Genomic DNA, 18,933 nt, shown 5'->3' on the forward strand with positions numbered 1-18,933 from the left:
AGACCACCAGACCCCCGCCCTAGCGGGGGTCTGGCGTTTTAGGCGATACTTCTTCATAAACCATTCGTTATAAAACGCCTGACTACTTTCCAATTCGCAACCTTCCATCAGCAACGGAAACCGCCATGGCCGACCGACTCTATACTCAAGACACTATTACTGCCTTGGCAACCCCCCCTGGCCGAGGCGGTGTGGGCATTATCCGCGTATCTGGCCCTGCCTGCCGTGATATCGCCTCTGCTATACTTGGCCACTGCCCTGCCCCGCGCTACGCCCATTACGGGCCATTTAATGGGGCTCAGGGCACCATTGATGAAGGGATTGCCCTACTCTTTAATGGCCCACACTCCTTCACCGGTGAAGATGTGCTGGAGCTTCAAGGGCATGGTGGGCCGATCATTATGGATATGCTGCTGGAGCGCTGCCTTCAATTAGGCGCTCGCCTGGCGCGCCCTGGCGAATTTTCTGAGCGAGCATTCTTAAACGACAAACTAGACCTTGCCCAAGCCGAAGCCATTGCCGACCTGATTGATGCCTCTTCACGCTCAGCAGCTGAAAACGCCGTAAGGTCCCTGCAAGGGGAGTTTTCAAGCCGTGTATCAGCCCTGGTACAGCGGCTGATTGAGCTACGCGTGTACGTAGAAGCGGCCATTGATTTTCCGGAAGAAGAGATCGACTTCCTTGCCGATGGCCATGTTGCCCAGCACCTAGCAGGCGTACAGCAGGCATTAGCCGATGTGCGTAAAGCAGCAGGCCAAGGTGCCTTGCTACGTGAGGGCATGAGCGTGGTTATCGCCGGGCGCCCTAATGCGGGTAAGTCCAGCCTACTAAACGCGCTGACCGAGCAGGATACCGCCATCGTGACGGATATCGCCGGCACCACGCGCGATGTACTGCGTGAACACATTCACATTGACGGTATGCCGTTGCATATCATTGATACTGCCGGCTTACGCGACACCCCAGATGCCGTTGAGAAGATTGGCGTGGCCAGGGCGTGGGATGAGATCGAAAAAGCTGATCGAGTCCTACTGCTTGTAGATGCAACCACCACCGAGGCAACCAACCCGATGACCATTTGGCCGGAGTTTGTAGCGCGGCTTCCCGACCAAACACGATTGACGCTAGTGCGTAATAAGATTGATACCAGCGCCGAACCGGCAGGGATTGATTTATCCACAGCCACTCCAACGCTGCGTTTGTCCGCAAAAACCGGAGCAGGTGTGGATAGTTTAAAAACGCACCTTAAAGAGGTGATGGGCTTCTCAGCCACTACCGAAGGGCGTTTTTCGGCACGCCGCCGCCATTTAGATGCTCTCGACCGCGCCATGAGCGCGCTGGAAACCGGACGCGCTCAGCTAGATGGCTACGGCGCCGGTGAACTTCTTGCTGAAGACCTCCGCGATGCCCAGCAGGCGCTGGGAGAAATTACCGGAGAGTTCAGCGCTGATGACCTGCTTGGCGAAATTTTCGGCAGCTTCTGTATCGGTAAATAACTCCCTCTCGCCGCTACTCTTCTACTAACCAACCTGCATGGTAGCGGCTTTCTTTGCCTAACAGCGGCGTTATGTGTGCCATGGCAGCGGCTAAGTGCTCATCCAGCCCCCAGGGCGGATTAATGACCAGCATGCCGCTGCCATACATCCCGTGGCCTTGCTGATTAGGTGGGCGTAGCAGCAGCTCACTGCGCCAAATTTTCCGGATACCGCTCTCTTCCAAGCCGGTTAATAGCGTGTGGTGGTGGCCTGCGGGCAGCAGCGGGTACCAAATCATCACCACGGCGTGGCGCACTTTTGCCATCGTATGCACAACCGTCTCGACCACCTCTTGATACTCCGTTTTACGCTCATAGCTGGGGTCAATCAGTGCGCATAATCGAGGAGTAGGCACAGGCACTAACCCTCTTAGTCCTGCCAAACCGTCACCATAAATTCGCTGGGCCTGCTTAGGCAGCGCTTGGCCCTCCAAGTGCCCATGTTCTCCAGGGTGCAGCTCATAAAGCTTGAGCCGATCCTGCTCCCTCAGCGGCTGGGATAGCCACCACGGCGATCCAGGGTAGCGGGTTAGTTCGTCCGCTTCCGGCTGGGCATTAACCAGCGCTTCCATCCAAGCGTTCAACAGCACACTGTTTAGGTCACGGCGCGCTTGCCACAGCGGCCAAACACCTTCGCGATACTCTTGTAACCGCTGTGTCTCTTTTGTAGCAAGCGGATAGAGACCTCTACCGGCATGAGTATCCACATATGTAATGGCTGTTTTTTTACGTAATAAATAATCAGTAACCGCGTAAAGCGTAAGATGCTTATGTATATCGGCAAAATTACCCGCGTGGTAGGCGTGTTGATAAGACAGCATGGCAGCTCGCTAACAGTGAATCGAAAAAAAGCCCGCTATATCAGCATAGCGGGCTTTTATCAGCAATACCGAGGTTAAAGCGTTCTCATCAATCGACTTTTTGGAGAAGACTGGTAGAGAGTGCTTAACTCGATAATGATTGGTTAGCCTTGGCCGTCGCCAGTAGGCCTAAGGGTAATTTCAACCCGACGGTTCTGAGCGCGGCCTTGGTCGGTGTCGTTACTTGCCACAGGCTGAGTGGCGCCGTAACCCCTGGTATTAAGGCGCATGGAAGAAACACCGTTTTGGCTTAGGTAGCTACCCACCGCCTGAGCGCGGCGCTCAGAAAGACGCTGGTTATAATTAGGGTCGCCCACACTATCGGTGTGGCCTGCAATATTAACGCGGGTGTCTTGATACTGCGTCAATACGTTGGCCACTTCATTGAGTGCGCCACGCGCTTCGCTAGTGAGGTCGGCTGAGTCAAAGCCGAACGTTACACCGCTTGGCATATTGAGCACGATATCATCGCCGCGACGGTCAATTTCGATCCGTGACCCTTGTAGGTTTTCACGCAGTTGTTGCTCTTGGCGATCCATATAAACGCCAATGCCTGCACCTGCAGCGGCACCCACGGCTGCACCGATAAGGGCACGATCACGGCGACTGGTACTACCATCGCCGGATAGAGCACCTGCCGCCGCGCCTACAGCAGCACCAATACCTGATCCCATCGCAGTACTGGAGCGCTGCGTTTGCCCGCTGTAAGGGTCAGTAGTAGCACAACCAGCCACAAAAATAGCAGCCGCTAATGGGGTCAGTAGTCGAGAAATACGCATCGCTCACTCCTTGTGTATCTTCAGGGTAGTTGCTTTCTATATCGCTGATCACTCATTACTTATTAATGCCAGCAACTCATTCAAGAATAATAGACCTTGAGGTGAAGCACGCAGATTTTCAGGCATTTCCATTAAAAGTCCTTTTTCATAGGCACTTTGTAAGCGCTTAAGTAACACCGCCTGGGGCTGGCCGGTATGGCCTGTCCACTTACCCATGGCGACCCCATCGGTTAAGCGCAACGCGTTCATTGAAAATTCAAGCGGCAGTTCATCCCTATGGATGAGCTGCTTACCTGCTATAAAGCCACGTGGGTCGTTGGCACGGCGCAAGTAAGCTTCTGGTTGACGTGTTTTCCAACGCCGCTCTATATGCCACTGCCCCTCTTGGTCAATGGTCGTCAGCTTACCGTGAGCTCCCGCCCCAATGCCAAGATAGTCGCCAAACTGCCAGTAATTGATGTTATGACGACTTTGCTGGTGAGGCTTTGCATAGGCAGATATTTCATAGCGGTGTAAGCCCGCTTGCTCAAGACGCTGATGGCCCGCTTCTTGGATATCCCAAAGCGCCTCCTCTTCAGGGAGTACCGGAGGGTGAGAAAAAAAGGCGGTATTAGGTTCAAGCGTTAATTGATACCAAGAGAGATGCTCGGGTGAGAGCGCCAGGGCTTGTTCTATATCCTCCAGTGCCTGTGCAGGCGTTTGCTGAGGCAGCCCATGCATCAAATCAATATTGAGATTATTAAACCCCGCTTTACGGGCCTGCTTGACCGCTTGTAGGGCTTCTTGGCCGCTATGAATACGCCCTAACGCTTCGAGCTGCGTGACATGGAAACTTTGCACGCCTAACGATAAACGGTTAATACCCGCTTCTCGATAGCCAATAAAACGTCCTTGCTCGGTTGTCCCAGGATTGGCTTCAAGGGTAATTTCAATATCGGCAGCAAAGGGAAGGCGTTGGCGTATTGCGTTAAATAGTTCGCGATAAAACGCTGGCGATAGCAGGCTGGGAGTCCCCCCGCCAATAAAGATCGTCTCGATCGTTCGCCCAGCCGCCAGGGTAAGATCCCCATCTAGATCTTTCAGAAGCGCGTCTAAATAAGCCTTTTCCGGCAGCTCACTACTCTCAGGCTCATGAGAGTTAAAGTCGCAATAGGGGCACTTACGCACACACCATGGCGTATGGATGTAGAGCGAGAGCGGGGGTAATAGCTCAGCCATGCGCCACCTTCAAAAGGTCCACTAAACTCTGTAGCGCGCGACCTCGATGACTCAAACGGTTTTTGGTTTCACTGGGTAGCTCAGCCACACTCATCCCCTGGTCGGGTAACCAAAAAAGCGGATCGTAACCAAAGCCACCTTCCCCTCGTGGATGGGCCAGAATCTCCCCCTCCCAACTGCGTTGAACAATAACAGGAACAGGGTCTTCAGCATGGCGCAAATAGACCAGCACACACCAGTAGCGACCGGTTCGTTGCCCCTCCGCACACTCACTCAGTGCTTTAAGCAGCTTTGCATTATTTTGTTGATCGCTTCTGGGTTCCCCAGCGTAACGCGCTGAGTAGATCCCCGGTGCCCCGTGGAGCGCATCTACTTCTAAGCCAGAATCATCGGCTAACGCGGGTAACCCACTGACGCGGCTCGCCTCTCGTGCTTTTAGCAATGCATTTTCTACAAACGTAAGCCCTGTCTCTTCCACATCGCATACGCCAAATTCTGCCTGAGGGCGGACATCAAATCCTAGCGGCATCAGTAACTGGTTGAACTCTTTAAGCTTTCCATCATTGCCGCTGGCTAACACCAGGGGAGTAAGCGTTGACATAGGTAAACCTCCAAACAAGAGACGCTCAGTCTACGCCTATCGAATTCGCATCAGAAGCCAACAAAATGTTACTCAATGTATCGCTGATGGCGAGTCTTCCAAATAACTTTAATCGACATATTTATTTTAAAAACAATTGATTAAAATACATATAAATAAAAAATATAAACATATAGCATTTATTTTTACCACAACTCTAATAACAAAACTTTACGAAATGTATCTTATAGACAACACTTGAGTGAGCTATAGCTCACTCTTTCTATCTATGAGGATTTCACAATGTCGCAGGAAAAGACCGATGATTTGGTGTACATCATCACCGAAAAAAGCCCACAGTCTCAGCTTTTTGCTGACTATTTACATGAACATACGGGCTGTGCCGTCAGTATTTACTCTCCAGGAATCGCGCTTCCCGCCTCTACCGCCAAACGAATGCTGATTCTCATCGACAGTGACCACATCAGTGTTGAGGCACTGCCAGATTGGCAAGATGCCTTGACCGAAACACTCGCGAAAGTCCCCCTTGCGGCGTTCAACATCCACGATATGGATCACGCATTAGAAGCGCTCTCCTGCGCTCAGTTGAAGGGCGTCTTTTACCGTAATGAAAGCCTCGAAGTTATCTGTAAGGGTATCCATGCACTGATGGAGGGAGACCTTTGGATGTCACGCGACCTGATGGCGAAGCTCATCCTTTTTTATCGCAAGTACCAGAGTAACGCCTTCCGACCAGCGTGCGGTCTTACGAATCGTGAAATGGAAATTATCTCTTTATTAAGCGCGGGCTCATCTAACCAGCAAATAGCTGACAAGCTGTTTGTCAGTGAACACACCGTCAAATCCCATCTTTACAACATTTTCCGAAAAATAAACGTTCATAACCGAATTCAAGCACTTAATTGGATACATCAAAACTTAGGCCCCATTTTGCCCAATATCGATACCGCAAGAAGCTTAAAACGGCACCGTTAGCCGTTAAGCCAATCGCTAGAAAATGGTTAAAAAAGGTTACTTACCATGCCGCTATTTTATGTCTTTTTAATCACATGGTTTTTAGCGTTCTCACCAATGTCCTGGGTGCTCGCTAACGAGCCCGCCCCACCTGCCGAATCGCTGGCAGAGAATGAACAAGACGCAGTCGATGCTATTAATCAGCTATCAAGCTCTGATGGCCCAGAAATTCATAGCCGCGCTAACGGCAGTAGTGAGCTGACCGGAATAATGGTTGATCGAACCATCACGATGGCGGGCAAAACGTTCTATCGCGCCTTTAGCCAGCAAGCAATGGGCAACGTATTGATAGGCAATGCCACGCTCACTATTCAAGAGCGTCCTGACGCACGTTGGGGCAGCCAAGTATGGATTATGCAAGGCAACCGGATGTACTTCAGAACGCAGCTCTCTCCCCGGATTAGCGAAGCGGATCAGGTGGCTGGGGAGGCTGTACAAATCGTCGAGGAAGCGCTTCTCCAGCAACAGCTGGCTTCCGCTCTTACCTCTGACAAAGACTTGGGAAGAGAGGAGTTATTCTAATGAATAAGCTACAAAAAATGAGTGCATCAACTGCGCTACTCGCATTGGCACTATCCCCCGTTGCCCAGGCTGGCGAGCTGATCTATCGCCCGCTCAACCCCTCTTTTGGCGGTGACCCGTTTGTCGGCAGCTACTTACTCGGTAAAGCCCAGGCGCAAGATAAAAATACTGACCCAAACGTGCGTAGGGCACAGCCAACATCAGCTACAGAACGCTTGCTGCAAAGCTTAGAGAGCCGGTTAATTTCGCAATTAATTTCTGATGTAAGCTCTGGAGATGTTACTCAAGGAAGCTTTGATAGTAATGAATTTGGCGTGGTAGTTAGTGATACCGGTGGGCAGCTTGTCGTACGTGTTGTCGATAAGCTAACGGGGGATGTAACAGAGATTAGCGTTGGAGGGTTGTTTAACCCTTAAAGCTTCTATACATCTTCGGCGGCTAAAACTCGAGAATAATGACTAACGCTATCTGCTTGCTAGGGAATCATCATGAAAATTATCATTTCACTTATTATTACTATTTTACTTAGCGGTTGTGCTGGAGTAGTCGCAACATCTGAGAATTTAGAAGGTGCTCAAGCAACGCTCACTCCACGAGGAGCCACGTATCAGGATCTTATATCGCTCCCACCCCCAGCAGGTAAAATTTTTGTCTCCGTTTATGATTTTCGCGACCAAACGGGACAGTACCGACCAGCACCAGCCAGTACGTTTTCAACAGCCGTGACACAAGGAGCCGCAGCAATGCTCACCGGTGCCCTTGCTGATTCGGGGTGGTTTATTCCTCTTGAGCGTGTTGGTCTTCAAAACTTATTAACCGAACGGCGCATTATCCGCGCAGAATTTGAGCGTTTTGGTCAGCCAGACACACTACCCTCGTTGAGAGCCGCATCGGTAATGTTAGAAGGCGGCATTATCGCGTATGAGTCGAACGTACGAACAGGGGGAGCCGGTGCTGAATATTTTGGTATTGGAGCATCAGGCCAATACCAGGTCGACCAAGTAACCGTAAATTTACGTGCAGTGGAAATATCGACCGGTGAAATATTGGCTAACGTGACGACAACAAAAACAATCTATTCAAAAGAACTACGGGCTGGGGTTTACCGTTTTATTGATTTTAGACGATTACTAGAAATAGAGACGGGTATTACAACGAATGAACCTGTTCAGCTTGCTGTTATGTCAGCAATCGAGTCAGCCGTCATTCATCTTGTAGCAAGAGGAATTGAAAATCAGCTGTGGAACCTAGCACCTGGAACTGCTCTTCAAGAGACGATACTAAACGACTACCTTAATGCGTCTATACCCATGCTATAAAAATTAACTCATTGTAAATTTGAAAAAGTAATAGCTGCTCACTGTGAGCAGCTTTTTTTATTTCCCTAATTCCCACTTAATATAAAACTATTAGATAAGCCATCAATATTTAACTAGATATTTGATTTTTTAGTTAACAAATAAGCTAAAAAACTAACCTTACGATTAATAAAATTTCTTATAGCGATAATTTTTAGATAGTCCAAACTCAATCCATGAAACAAAAAGACACACAAAGTTTCAAAAGGAACACCCATGAAAACTTCAAGCCTTTGCTCAGCAACAATTACAAATAGCGCGGTTAAACGCTATTGCGCTTCGCTAGCAATAATAGGCTTACTTACAGGTAATGTTTTTTCAGCAGAAGCTAATGATAACGAATTTGTTGTATTAAGAGAAGGCGCGCGAGTTGCTCAGTATATTGATCAAATCGATGCAGCAGCTCTAAGAGGCAATATCAGTATCATTGAACAACAAGGCAACAATAATAGTGCACGTGTTTTTCAATCTCGCTCTGCAGCTTATCAACTAGCGAATTTTTCACATATTTATCAGCGCGGTAATAACAACGTAGCAAACGTGAACCAAGTTAACGGAAATAATATTGGTGTGGTGTGGCAAGTTGGCAACAACCATACTGCCCATATTAATCAACAAGGAAATAGTCTTTCATTTAGCGCTGATATTTATCAATTAGGTTTTAGCGGAGACGTCACCATTTCACAATCGGGCAGTGGCCTACGCGGTGTAAGTGTCCAGCAACAAAACTATTCGGGCAATACACGACCGGTCACTATCGATACCTACTGAGTTGCCACCTGCTTCTCAGTAAACAACCAAAGCAAGTTGATTAAACAAAGGGGAAACACCATGAAAACTAAAATCACCGCCCTCGCCGCTGCAATTGCTGTTTCTTTGAGCATGGGTGCATCTGCTGATCCACGTAGTCCTAACTACGAGCATGATGGAAATATCTTCAACGGCGGCTCTGGTGCATTTGCTTCACAAGAGGGTATTCGTGCTGGTATGAATGGCTATCCTTCACAAGGGCAAGATGCAGGTGTTCGCTGGTCTGAGATCACTCAAAGTGGTGGTAATAACAATACCGCTGCAGCAACGCAGATGGGGCACCAACAATACTCGCGTATTGTTCAGACGAATGGTGACGATAACCAAGCATACGTTCGTCAAGGTATTGCTGGAGGGAATGACGAAAAGAATGAATCCGTCGTTATTCAACGCGACGGTGACTTAAATGAAGCACGCGTTACCCAAACCGGAAACTTCAATGACTCTTATGTACGCCAGCTCGGTTCAGGTAACAAAGCCACGGTAGATCAACTGAATAATAGTGATTACAGTGACTCTATTATTTATCAAACAGGCAATGATAACGAAGCAACCGTTCTACAGCGTGATAATACAGATGAGACATGGAGTTTCGTTGCTCAGTATGACGATGGACATGAGGCAAACATCACTCAAGTACGAGCGAATAATTCTGCTTCTTATGTGTTCCAAGCAGGGCACGAGGGTCATAAAGCCACGGTTGTTCAACGTGATGAAGCAAACAGCCTATCGATGATTCGTCAAAATACCAACATGGGTGGCGCCGCTGTAGCATCGCACACCCAAGTAAATGGCTCTGGCAACTACGCCAGCACCATTCAGTGGTAAGAGTGTCACTTCTTACGATCAACCGCCCCTTACGGGGCGGTTTTTTCGTTTCAGCGCACCATAACGGTTAATGTGCCGCCTTTGCCCTGAGTAGAAGAACGCGAGCGGTTGGTGCCTTTTACAATATCAACGTCAAGACGCTCATCGTCGGTCAGCAGCTTTACGGTTCCCTCCAGGGTGGTTCCTTCAAACGTGTACTCTGCGGGCACGGTGCCCTGCTTTTCGATGTGTTCGGTTGTTTCGCCTTCGTGCGTAATACGCCATTCGGCGGAAAATTCAGCGCCTGGCGAGCCACTCATTGTGATGTGAATCTGTGTCATAGCATGCTCCTGTGCAGCAGTTGCACCTAACGGTACACCCAGGGTGGTTACAGCGGTTAAAAGTGCGTAATTGAATAATCTATAGTGCCAAGCCGTTTGCCCTTTCATGCTTGCCTACCTCATTAACCACAAGAGCCGCTCACTATGAGCGGCTCTTGCAGTGTAGCAGTAGAAACAGACCTCCGTTACTTTGCGTTACATAACAGAGAAGGCTTTTTCTGCGGCATCCAAGGTGAACTGAATATCTTCAGGTGAGTGGGCGCTCGACATAAAGCCTGCTTCAAAAGCAGAAGGGGCAAGGTAAACGCCGTGGTCCAACATGGCACCGAAAAAGCGCCGGAACGCCTCTGGGTTACACGCGGTCGCCTGGGCAAAGTTATCCACCCGCGACTGGGAGGTGAAAAAGACGCCAAACATACCACCGGCTGATTGGGTCATCATCGGAACACGTGCCGCATTGGCGCGCTCCTGCAGGCCGTTACATAGGGTCTGCACTCGCTGCGTCAGTGCATCGTGAAACCCAGGTACCTGGAGCTTGGTTAACAGGGCGACCCCTGCCGCCATGGCCAGCGGGTTACCGGAAAGCGTACCGGCTTGGTATACCGGCCCCAGTGGCGAAATATTTTGCATTATCTCCTGCTTGCCACCGAACGCGCCAACGGGCATGCCGCCGCCCACAATCTTGCCTAGGCAGGTTAAGTCCGGCGTGACGCCGTAGTGCGCTTGAGCACCGCCTAACGCAACGCGGAAGCCGGTCATCACTTCATCAAAAATCAAAATGCTGCCGGACTCATTACATACCCGACGCAGCGTTTCGAGAAACCCTGGCTGAGGCGGGATACAGTTCATATTGCCCGCCACAGGTTCAACAATAATACAGGCAATCTGCTCGCCAATCTCCGCAAAACACGCTTCCACCCCTTCAGGGTCGTTATACGATAGGGTGATAGTGTGCTCGGCAAGCGACGCCGGTACGCCGGGCGAGCTGGGTTCACCGTGGGTTAACGCGCCGGACCCCGCCTTAACAAGCAGTGAATCCGAATGACCGTGGTAATTCCCTTCGAATTTCACAATTTTGTCGCGCCCTGTCGTGCCGCGCGCTAGGCGAATGGCCGACATCGTCGCTTCGGTGCCCGAGCTGGTCATGCGCACCATTTCCATGGTGGGTATGATCTCGCAGATAAGGTCTGCCATGGTGGTTTCAACCGCCGTCGGCGTACCGAAAGAGAGGCCGTTATCTAATCGAGCGCGTACCGCCGCCAGTACGTCTTGGTCGGCATGCCCGGTAATCATTGGCCCCCAGGAGCCAACGTAATCTACGTAGCGATTACCTTCCACATCGAACAGATAAGCACCCTGGGCGCGCTCCATAAAAACCGGCGGGCGATGAAGACCTTTAAATGCTCGGACGGGCGAGTTAACCCCGCCTGGAATATGGCGACTGGCAAGGTCAAACAGTTCAGCAGATGTGGTCATGGCATCCTCAATATAAATGGTTTACCGGCAATGAGATCAAAAACGTACGGGGTGTGGCAAGCGATTGGGCAGGCACTGACCGCTGGGTGGCTGATAGCCCTGAGACAAACTTTCCCAAGTAAAGTGCTGCGCCTGCTCGCACGCCATGGGCAAGCGCTCCCCTACGGCTAATCGGGCGGCAATGGCCGAGGCTAATGTGCAGCCAGAGCCATGAAACGTTTCTGGCAAACGGGGCCACTGCCACTGGCGGGTAGTGTCTGGCGAGTGGAGGGTATGTATCACTTGCTGCGCATTGCCCGGCAAAGGGTCGTCGGTTGCGGTCACTAAAATAGCTTGGCATCCCCGCGAAAGTAACGCCACCGCGCGCGCCGTATCGTCAAAAGGCGCGGTAATCTCAGGGGTTAGCGCAGCCAGTTCAAAACGGTTGGGGGTTAAGATATCCACAAGGGGCAATAAACGATCCATATACAATTTTTGTAAAGCCGGTGTGGATAACTCTGTTCCACCCCCCGCTTTCAGCACAGGATCAGCCACCACCGGCACACCGGGGAACCGTCGAATAATCTGCTCCGCCGCGCGAAGCGTTGGCTCATCCGCTAATAACCCAACTTTAATCGCGGCAATCTGCATATCACCTAACGCCTCGGCCATTTGGCGCATGGCGCCGGGATCGGCGGGCAAAATTCGCATCACATCGTGACAATTTTGCACGGTTAGCGCGGTAGGGATTGTCACCGCCCAACCGCCACAGGCCCTAATCGCTTCACTATCGGCCACTAGCCCAGCACCGCCGGTTGGGTCGTGGCCTGCAAGCACTAATACCACGGGAGGAAGAGGTTGGCGCATCAAAAGGGCTTCACCACCGCAAGAATAATAATTGCGATTAACGCAATGACGGGCGCTTCGTTAAACCAGCGAAAAAACACGTGGCTTTTGGTGCAGCGGGCTTGTTCAAATTGTTTTAAATAAATGAGACATACATGGTGATAAGCGATTAGCAGGGCAACCAATGCTAATTTGGCGTGCATCCAACCTTGGCTAAACCACGCGGGCACCAAGTAGAGCATCCAGCCGCCAAAGATCAATACCACAATCATTGAGGGCGTCATTATGCCCCGATACAGCTTGCGCTCCATGGTTTTAAAGTAAGTGATTGCTTGCTCATCGCCTTTATCCCGCGCCATGGCGTGGTAAACATACAGCCGTGGCAAATAAAATAGCGCAGCAAACCAGGTAACGACCGCCATTAGATGAATGGCTTTTACCCATAAATACATACTCTCTCCTTAAGCAGAGGGGTCATTGCTGGAAAATAGCCGTCTAGGCGTCAGGGCTTTTTTTCAGCACTTTGGCTTTCAACACTGAGAGGGTCAACGTAGTGATAGTAACGCTCGATAGCATCACGGGTAATGATACCTGAAATACGCTGCTGCTTTGGTCGATAACCGTGAACCACATAGAGCGCATCCAGCGTATCTGCCTGCAATTTTAAAAATGCCTCAGAGAGTGTGGCTTGCAACGCAATAGGCGCCATTTCCAGACGCTGACCGGGAACTTCAAGTAAATCGATCAATTCGTCGTCCGGTGGGGCTTCTCCCTCAAGCGCCTTATCGTGCTCCAACAACCAGCGGGCAAGCTCTGCGGCTTTGAGCGCCAACACCGGTTTTTCACTGCTGGAGCGCTCAATCACCAGCCAGACGGGACTGCTTTCCAGTAAACGGCGCGCATGGTTTGGCGTTATCATGCGCTCTGTACGAACTAACTGTCGCTCCATTACCGCAGGCACTGAAACCCGCGAAAGCGCCTGCATCAAAGGCTGTTGAAGTGGATGCAACCCGTAGCGTACCGAGCTGATAAAAAAACCTTCACAACCCGTTAGCTGGCGTGACGTTAGGCAAGCCACGACGACCACTAACATGCCCGGTAGCATAATGTTCGGCGAATGGGTTAGCTCAAGCAGCGCCATCAACGCTGCCAGGGGCGCTTGCAGCACGGCCCCCATCATCGCCGCCATGCCCAGCATCGCATAAATGCCGGGATTTGCCGCTTTATCTGGCCATAGCCAGCCACCTAACATTCCCCCTAGGGCTCCGGTGGCAGCGCCTACCACTAATACAGGGCCAATAATGCCGATCGGCACCCCTCCAGCCACCGTGATGGCAGTAATCAATAACTTAGCAATCATTAGCGCCAGCAGAACGCTGACAGCTAGCTGATTGTTCAAAATGGCAGCAACACTGTCGTACCCAATGCCTTGTACGTCAGGAAACCACCATGCAACAGCCCCTGTTGCCACACCAACTACGCCTAACCTTAACCACAGCGGCCACTGTTGCAGGTACTGGCTACGTGACACATGAATAAACAAACCTGCTAACAGGCCAATCACTAACCCCATCACGACCACCCAAGGCACATTCAATAATGAACCCAGAGCAACCTCAGGAATACGAAACGCCGGTTCGTTGCCGTACACCAGCTGAGCAACGAGTGCCCCCATGGTCGAGGCGAGTATCACGGGCATAAAGCTCATCAGGGTATATTCCATCATCACCACTTCCATGGCGAAAATGACACCCGCTATAGGTGTATTAAACGAAGCTGAAATACCCGCAGCGGTACCGCAAGCCACTAACACACGCAGGCTATTATTGGGTAAGCGAAGCTTAAGTCCCAAGCCGCTTGATGCCGCAGCGCCCAAATGAATCGCCGGCCCTTCACGCCCGGCAGAAAGCCCACCCAGCACCGACACCACACCGACCCACCACTGGTTTAACCAGTTGCGCATAGGAAAGCGTCCTTGATGATAGGTAAGGCGCTCAATGACATGCCCTACCCCCAACTTGCGTGCTGTGGCTTTTTGACGATATAGCAGCGTGCCCACGAGGCTTACCGCTACAATTGGCAATAGCGCCCGTAGCCATGGCGCTAAACCTTCAAAAGCTTCCGGATTACCCTCAGGCATATAGAGCGCGGCGCCCGCCTCAAGCAGTAAGCGAAACGCCACCATTAATGCGCCCGTTATAACCCCCGACATCAGCCCCAGCACGCATAGCTGCGGCAGGGCGTCCACGTTCGCCAATTGGCGTCGAAAACTCTCTAAGGTGAAATCTGACCGGGAAAAACGTGCCACAGCGACCATCCTTGCGCTTGGGTTACGAAAGGTTCTATCAGCATACCCGAATTAACTAACCCCGTGGCGTTCATCGCATCGTTCTTACCATTGAGCGCTCTTATGGGAGACGCCTCTTGTGTATCATAGCTTGATACGCTTCGACAGCCTGCGACCCTTTAATAAGGCTGTTTATGACTAGCGCTTTATTGTTCAGACATAACGTGCTCAACGCGCAAGGAGTGGTTTGTGATTAAGGTTGGTATTGTCGGCGGTACGGGTTACACCGGTGTCGAGCTTTTAAGGCTCCTCTCCCAGCACCCCCACGTTAGCGTAGAAGCGATTACCTCACGATCGGAAGCGGGCGTTAAGGTGTGCGATATGTACCCCAACCTGCGCGGCCACTACGACACGCTGGCGTTTAGCGAGCCCGATGCCAACGCGTTAGGGGCGATGGATGCCGTGTTTTTTGCCACTCCCCACGGTGTGGCCCACGCCCTTGCCGGGGAGCTGCTCGAAAAGGGCACACGGGTTATCGATCTCTCGGCCGATTTTCGCCTGCGCGATGCAGCGGAGTGGAGCCAGTGGTACGACCAGCCCCACGGCGCACCAGAGCTATTAAAAGAAGCTGTTTACGGCCTGCCAGAAATGCATCGTGAGCAGATAAAAAGCGCTCGCTTAATTGCCGTACCCGGCTGCTATCCTACCGCCGTTCAGCTGGGCTATCTGCCACTTTTAGAAGCGGGCCTAATCGACCCAGGCCAGTTAATCGCTGACTGTAAATCCGGCGTTACCGGGGCTGGCCGTGGCGCCAAAGTAGGGTCACTGCTCGCCGAAGCCAGCGAATCCATGAAAGCCTACGGTGCGTCTGGTCATCGCCATTTGCCTGAAATTCGTCAAGGCTTGCGCGATATGCAGACAAACGCCGTGGGCCTTACGTTTGTGCCTCACTTAACGCCCATGATTCGCGGTATACATGCCACCCTCTACAGCACACTCGCCAGCGAACCCGGCGATTTACAAGCGCTGTTTGAGCAGCGTTATGCCAACGAGCCGTTTGTGGATGTGATGCCTGCGGGCAGCCACCCGGAAACCCGCAGCGTCAAAGGTAACAATACCTGCCGTTTAGCGATTCATCGCCCAGGCAATGGCAATACCGTTGTTGTGCTCTCAGTGATTGATAACCTCGTTAAAGGCGCTTCTGGCCAGGCGATTCAAAATCTTAACTTAATGTTTGGCTTTGACGAAAACACTGGCCTTACAGCCCCTGCCTTGATGCCTTAAGCAGTTACTAATTCCCAGCAATAGTTGACCCTTTTGCTGGGAATTACCCATAATCACCCTCCAATGCCGATTATTCGTTCTTAAAGCTCGCGGGAGGTACCCATGAGCGGTGCAGAAGCTTTTGTTCCAACCCCTCTACTTTTATCTGATAGCGCACGCAGTCGCATCAACGCGCTAATAGAAGAAGAGAGCAATCCAGCGCTCAAACTACGCGTTTATGTGACCGGCGGTGGCTGTTCAGGATTTCAATATGGTTTTGATTTCGCTGAAAACGTCGCCGAAGACGATACGCTGATTGAGTTTGGCACTGCCACGCTAGTGGTCGATCCACTCTCCTATCAGTATTTAGTAGGTTCCACTATCGATTATGAAGAGGGTCTTGCCGGGGCGCGTTTTCGCGTGCAAAACCCCAATGCTACGACTACCTGTGGCTGTGGCGCCTCATTTATGGTCTAACCAACGTTTGTGGCAAGCCCACCCCGTGACTTGACGCCTTGGCGGTTTCTCGCCAAGGTTAAAAGGTCAATAACGGTTGCAGACGTGATTTATAAGAAAAACTCTCTTTGAATGACGCCGCTAACCAAACAATACACGGGGAAACGAATGAGCTACTTACTGAAAAAATCTGTCATTGCCACCGCTCTCGCATTGGGTTTAGGCAGTACCACTATCGCGTTTGCACAAACGCCTACTGTAAATGTGGCCACTGACCCAAGCTTTGTGCCGTTTGAAATGATGGACCCAGAAACCGGCGAAATGATCGGTTTCGATATGGATATCATCAGCGCAGTCGCCGAACGTGCAGGTTTTGAGGTTAACCTCACTACCATGGAGTTTTCTGGCATCATTCCTGCGGTACAGACCGGCAGCCAGGAAATCGCCCTCGCAGGCATCACCATTACCGAAGAGCGTGCCCAGGTTGTCGACTTCTCCGACCCCTACTATGACTCAGGTCTGCAAATTATTGTGCGCGCCGACAACGAAGAGGTCTCTTCGATTGAAGATCTAGCGGGTCTCACCGTTGCCACCAAGATCGGCTCCACTAGCTACGACTTTCTTCAACAAGAACTCGGCGATGATGCTGACATTACTCCCTACCCAGGCACCGCCGACATGTATATGGCGCTGTTAGGGCGTAACGTCGATGCCGTACTGTACGATGCCCCTAACGTGGCCTACTTCTCACAAACCCGCGGCGAAGGACGTACCAAGGTTGTCGGCCCACTGTATGAAGGCCAGCAGTACGGCATCGTGTTCCATAAAGGCAGCGAGTGGGTAGAGCCTACCAACGAAGCGCTAGCCTCCATGCGTGAAGACGGCACCTATGATGAAATCTACACAAAGTGGTTTGGTGAAGCCCCCAGCGCTGAGTAACAGCGCTGTTAGCGACCACTGATACCCATTAGTGCTTTTCATCGCAGGGCCGGGCGGCTACTCCCCCGGCCCTGCGTCGTTGTTTATTTTTCTGGAGATAACGCGTGGACGTTAACTTTCAGTTTGATTGGTCGGCCGCATTTGGGTCGATTCCTTACTTGTTGCCCGGTATTCCTTGGACACTGCTCATCTCGTTCGGCGGCTTGGCGATCGGCTTCTTTATCGGCATTTTCTTTGGTTTATTACGTATCAGTCCCGTGCGCTGGCTACGCTGGCCAGCCGTTTTATATGTTGAGATTTTCCGCGGTACGCCGATTTTAGTGCAGGTTCTGTTTATTTTTTATGGCTTGCCCCAACTGCTGGGAGGGCCGATCAACGCACTCGTTGCCGGTATTGCCGCTATCGCCATTAACTCAGGAGCGTATATTTCTGAAATAGTGCGGGGCGGCGTACAGTCTATTGAACGGGGCCAGCGAGAAGCATCGCTCTCATTAGGCCTTTCACGAACCCAAGCGTTTCGTTACGTGATTTGGCCACAAGCCCTAAGACGCATGATTCCTCCACTGGGTAACCAGGGCATCATTAGTATCAAAGATACCTCGCTATTTTCAGTGATCGGGGTCGGTGAATTAGTCCGCCAAGGGCAGATTTATATTGCGACTACCTTTACCGCACTTGAGGTCTATTTCATGGTGGCGCTGATGTACCTTGCCATCACCTGGACTCTCTCTTTGATTCTGCGCCAAGTTGAGCGCAGAGGCCTCGCAGGACAATAAGGAACGTGCAATGACCTCTACCCAATCGCCCATTGTGCGTATGCAGCAGCTCAATAAGCATTTTGGCAGCCTGCACGTACTCAATAATATTGACCTTGAAATTATCCCTGGCGAAGTCGTCGTTATTATCGGTGCCAGCGGTTCAGGTAAATCAACGCTAATCCGCTGTATCAACGGCTTAGAAGAGTTCCAATCCGGCTCTCTTGAGGTTGATGGCAACCCACTACTGCCCAACGGTAAAAGCAGTAAAGCGCTACAAACTATCCGTACCGAAGTTGGCATGGTGTTTCAGCAGTTTAATCTTTTTCCTCACTTAAGCGTGCGCGACAATGTCACCTTAGCGCCGATGAAAGTGCGAGGGTGGAGCCGCCAAGATGCGGAAGAGACCGCTGAACGACTGTTAGAGCGCGTTGGTATCGCTGACCAGGCCGATAAGTACCCAAGCCAGCTCTCCGGCGGTCAGCAGCAGCGTGTGGCGTTAGCCCGTGCGTTAGCCATGGAACCCCGTCTTATGCTGTTTGACGAGCCCACGTCAGCGCTTGACCCTGAAATGATTGGCGAAGTTCTGGATGCCATGCGTGAGCTTGCCAAAGAGGGTATGACCATGGTGATTGTGACCCACGAAATGGGCTTTGCGCGTGAAGTGGCGGATCGCGTTATTTTTATCCATAAAGGTGAAATTGCTGAACAGGGGCCTCCCGAGCAGCTGTTCGACACGCCACAACATGAGCGAACACAATCTTTTCTTGCTCGCGTTTTGAAGCATTAGTATCAGTGTTCCTCTGATTTTTTGATCAATTTTTACCGCGTTAAATGGCCTGTCTTCGTGACAGGCCATTTTTTTTGCCTGTGGATACTATTTTTTTCATACGATGAGATACCGCTCTGAAGCCCTGACCATGAGCGCGAATAACCTCTTATTAGGACACCTGTCTCTCTTGTACACAGGTGCGGTAACAAACTCGGTATGGCCCGGTGGATAACCGGTCGTTAATTCGGCCTGTGTGTAAGTCGCACTTCCATCCACAGGAGTAGCACCGTTTCTTCGCAGGTACTCCGCCGTTTAA

General features: G+C 51.3%; 21 protein-coding genes. 12 read left to right on the plus strand and 9 right to left on the minus strand.

From position 1 onward, the window contains the following. Positions 1-125: 125 nt before the first annotated feature. The gene (gene mnmE, locus LOS15_RS13995; protein WP_263066555.1) at positions 126-1,496 is read left to right on the plus strand and encodes a tRNA uridine-5-carboxymethylaminomethyl(34) synthesis GTPase MnmE; all 1,371 of its coding nucleotides are present in this window, start codon (positions 126-128) and stop codon (positions 1,494-1,496) included. Positions 1,497-1,509: 13 nt separating this feature from the next. Here the strand turns inward: mnmE and LOS15_RS14000 are convergent, their stop codons facing one another. The 4 genes from LOS15_RS14000 to rdgB form a co-directional block, all read right to left on the minus strand. Further along, positions 1,510-2,355: a 23S rRNA (adenine(2030)-N(6))-methyltransferase RlmJ gene (locus LOS15_RS14000; protein WP_263066557.1), complete on the minus strand. Its 846-nt coding sequence runs from the start codon at positions 2,353-2,355 to the stop codon at positions 1,510-1,512. 143 nt (positions 2,356-2,498) lie between these two features. Further along, on the minus strand, positions 2,499-3,173 hold the full coding sequence (locus LOS15_RS14005; RefSeq protein WP_263066559.1) for an OmpA family protein: 675 nt from the start codon (positions 3,171-3,173) through the stop codon (positions 2,499-2,501). Between the two features lie 48 nt (positions 3,174-3,221). Further along, entirely contained in the window at positions 3,222-4,391 is a 1,170-nt protein-coding gene (hemW, locus tag LOS15_RS14010; RefSeq protein ID WP_263066561.1) for a radical SAM family heme chaperone HemW, read from the minus strand. Beyond that, entirely contained in the window at positions 4,384-4,992 is a 609-nt protein-coding gene (gene rdgB / locus LOS15_RS14015; RefSeq protein WP_263066562.1) for an RdgB/HAM1 family non-canonical purine NTP pyrophosphatase, read from the minus strand. The genes hemW and rdgB overlap by 8 nt, the downstream gene beginning before the upstream one ends. Before the next feature lie 282 nt (positions 4,993-5,274). Between rdgB and LOS15_RS14020 the strand changes: the two genes are divergently transcribed. From LOS15_RS14020 to LOS15_RS14045, 6 genes are all read left to right on the plus strand, one after another. Next, complete coding sequence (locus LOS15_RS14020) at positions 5,275-5,967, plus strand: response regulator transcription factor (protein WP_263066563.1); 693 nt, start codon at positions 5,275-5,277, stop codon at positions 5,965-5,967. A 45-nt stretch (positions 5,968-6,012) separates the two neighbouring features. Next, the gene (locus LOS15_RS14025; protein ID WP_263066564.1) at positions 6,013-6,528 is read left to right on the plus strand and encodes a curli production assembly/transport protein CsgE; all 516 of its coding nucleotides are present in this window, start codon (positions 6,013-6,015) and stop codon (positions 6,526-6,528) included. After that, positions 6,528-6,944: a curli assembly protein CsgF gene (locus LOS15_RS14030; RefSeq protein WP_263066566.1), complete on the plus strand. Its 417-nt coding sequence runs from the start codon at positions 6,528-6,530 to the stop codon at positions 6,942-6,944. The genes LOS15_RS14025 and LOS15_RS14030 overlap by 1 nt, the downstream gene beginning before the upstream one ends. Positions 6,945-7,016: 72 nt before the next feature. Continuing rightward, a complete protein-coding gene (locus LOS15_RS14035; protein WP_263066567.1) occupies positions 7,017-7,847 on the plus strand; it encodes a CsgG/HfaB family protein in 831 nt (276 codons plus the stop codon). A 255-nt stretch (positions 7,848-8,102) separates the two neighbouring features. Beyond that, positions 8,103-8,657, plus strand: coding sequence for a hypothetical protein (locus LOS15_RS14040; RefSeq protein WP_263066569.1), 555 nt, complete (start codon positions 8,103-8,105; stop codon positions 8,655-8,657). A gap of 60 nt (positions 8,658-8,717) precedes the next feature. Then, positions 8,718-9,524, plus strand: a complete 807-nt coding sequence (locus LOS15_RS14045) for a hypothetical protein (RefSeq protein ID WP_263066571.1) — start codon at positions 8,718-8,720, stop codon at positions 9,522-9,524. Positions 9,525-9,574: 50 nt separating this feature from the next. Here LOS15_RS14045 and LOS15_RS14050 read toward each other — a convergent pair whose 3' ends face one another. From LOS15_RS14050 to LOS15_RS14070, 5 genes are all read right to left on the minus strand, one after another. Then, on the minus strand, positions 9,575-9,844 hold the full coding sequence (locus LOS15_RS14050; protein ID WP_263066572.1) for a hypothetical protein: 270 nt from the start codon (positions 9,842-9,844) through the stop codon (positions 9,575-9,577). 195 nt (positions 9,845-10,039) lie between these two features. Next, positions 10,040-11,320 carry a glutamate-1-semialdehyde 2,1-aminomutase gene (hemL, locus tag LOS15_RS14055; protein ID WP_263066575.1) on the minus strand — a complete coding sequence of 427 codons (1,281 nt, stop codon included), beginning with the start codon at positions 11,318-11,320 and terminating at the stop codon, positions 10,040-10,042. Positions 11,321-11,356: 36 nt separating this feature from the next. Beyond that, positions 11,357-12,166, minus strand: coding sequence for a hydroxymethylpyrimidine/phosphomethylpyrimidine kinase (locus tag LOS15_RS14060; RefSeq protein WP_263066577.1), 810 nt, complete (start codon positions 12,164-12,166; stop codon positions 11,357-11,359). Continuing rightward, the gene (gene hemJ, locus LOS15_RS14065; protein WP_263066579.1) at positions 12,166-12,597 is read right to left on the minus strand and encodes a protoporphyrinogen oxidase HemJ; all 432 of its coding nucleotides are present in this window, start codon (positions 12,595-12,597) and stop codon (positions 12,166-12,168) included. The genes LOS15_RS14060 and hemJ overlap by 1 nt, the downstream gene beginning before the upstream one ends. 50 nt (positions 12,598-12,647) lie before the next feature. Beyond that, positions 12,648-14,453: a chloride channel protein gene (locus tag LOS15_RS14070; protein WP_263066580.1), complete on the minus strand. Its 1,806-nt coding sequence runs from the start codon at positions 14,451-14,453 to the stop codon at positions 12,648-12,650. 228 nt (positions 14,454-14,681) lie between these two features. Between LOS15_RS14070 and argC the strand changes: the two genes are divergently transcribed. The 5 genes from argC to LOS15_RS14095 all read left to right on the plus strand — a co-directional run bounded on the left by argC (position 14,682) and on the right by LOS15_RS14095 (position 18,635). Beyond that, positions 14,682-15,716 (plus strand): N-acetyl-gamma-glutamyl-phosphate reductase, encoded by a 1,035-nt coding sequence (gene argC / locus LOS15_RS14075; RefSeq protein WP_263066582.1) that lies wholly within the window; start codon positions 14,682-14,684, stop codon positions 15,714-15,716. Positions 15,717-15,818: 102 nt separating this feature from the next. Further along, positions 15,819-16,172, plus strand: coding sequence for an iron-sulfur cluster insertion protein ErpA (gene erpA / locus LOS15_RS14080; protein ID WP_009098079.1), 354 nt, complete (start codon positions 15,819-15,821; stop codon positions 16,170-16,172). Between the two features lie 147 nt (positions 16,173-16,319). Beyond that, a complete protein-coding gene (locus LOS15_RS14085) occupies positions 16,320-17,090 on the plus strand; it encodes a transporter substrate-binding domain-containing protein (RefSeq protein WP_263066584.1) in 771 nt (256 codons plus the stop codon). 104 nt (positions 17,091-17,194) lie between these two features. Continuing rightward, a complete protein-coding gene (locus LOS15_RS14090) occupies positions 17,195-17,866 on the plus strand; it encodes an amino acid ABC transporter permease (RefSeq protein ID WP_263066586.1) in 672 nt (223 codons plus the stop codon). A 10-nt stretch (positions 17,867-17,876) separates the two neighbouring features. Continuing rightward, entirely contained in the window at positions 17,877-18,635 is a 759-nt protein-coding gene (locus LOS15_RS14095; RefSeq protein ID WP_317629610.1) for an amino acid ABC transporter ATP-binding protein, read from the plus strand. Positions 18,636-18,933: the final 298 nt, after the last annotated feature.

The organism is Halomonas sp. 7T, assembly GCF_025643255.1.
GTDB lineage: Bacteria > Pseudomonadota > Gammaproteobacteria > Pseudomonadales > Halomonadaceae > Vreelandella.

Coding starts and splice junctions, on each gene's coding strand:
- mnmE (WP_263066555.1), top strand. CDS start 126: ATGGCCGACCGACTCTATACTCAAGACACTATTACTGCCTTGGCAACC.
- LOS15_RS14000 (WP_263066557.1), bottom strand. CDS start 2,355: ATGCTGTCTTATCAACACGCCTACCACGCGGGTAATTTTGCCGATATA.
- LOS15_RS14005 (WP_263066559.1), bottom strand. CDS start 3,173: ATGCGTATTTCTCGACTACTGACCCCATTAGCGGCTGCTATTTTTGTG.
- hemW (WP_263066561.1), bottom strand. CDS start 4,391: ATGGCTGAGCTATTACCCCCGCTCTCGCTCTACATCCATACGCCATGG.
- rdgB (WP_263066562.1), bottom strand. CDS start 4,992: ATGTCAACGCTTACTCCCCTGGTGTTAGCCAGCGGCAATGATGGAAAG.
- LOS15_RS14020 (WP_263066563.1), top strand. CDS start 5,275: ATGTCGCAGGAAAAGACCGATGATTTGGTGTACATCATCACCGAAAAA.
- LOS15_RS14025 (WP_263066564.1), top strand. CDS start 6,013: ATGCCGCTATTTTATGTCTTTTTAATCACATGGTTTTTAGCGTTCTCA.
- LOS15_RS14030 (WP_263066566.1), top strand. CDS start 6,528: ATGAATAAGCTACAAAAAATGAGTGCATCAACTGCGCTACTCGCATTG.
- LOS15_RS14035 (WP_263066567.1), top strand. CDS start 7,017: ATGAAAATTATCATTTCACTTATTATTACTATTTTACTTAGCGGTTGT.
- LOS15_RS14040 (WP_263066569.1), top strand. CDS start 8,103: ATGAAAACTTCAAGCCTTTGCTCAGCAACAATTACAAATAGCGCGGTT.
- LOS15_RS14045 (WP_263066571.1), top strand. CDS start 8,718: ATGAAAACTAAAATCACCGCCCTCGCCGCTGCAATTGCTGTTTCTTTG.
- LOS15_RS14050 (WP_263066572.1), bottom strand. CDS start 9,844: ATGACACAGATTCACATCACAATGAGTGGCTCGCCAGGCGCTGAATTT.
- hemL (WP_263066575.1), bottom strand. CDS start 11,320: ATGACCACATCTGCTGAACTGTTTGACCTTGCCAGTCGCCATATTCCA.
- LOS15_RS14060 (WP_263066577.1), bottom strand. CDS start 12,166: ATGCGCCAACCTCTTCCTCCCGTGGTATTAGTGCTTGCAGGCCACGAC.
- hemJ (WP_263066579.1), bottom strand. CDS start 12,597: ATGTATTTATGGGTAAAAGCCATTCATCTAATGGCGGTCGTTACCTGG.
- erpA (WP_009098079.1), top strand. CDS start 15,819: ATGAGCGGTGCAGAAGCTTTTGTTCCAACCCCTCTACTTTTATCTGAT.
- LOS15_RS14085 (WP_263066584.1), top strand. CDS start 16,320: ATGAGCTACTTACTGAAAAAATCTGTCATTGCCACCGCTCTCGCATTG.
- LOS15_RS14095 (WP_317629610.1), top strand. CDS start 17,877: ATGACCTCTACCCAATCGCCCATTGTGCGTATGCAGCAGCTCAATAAG.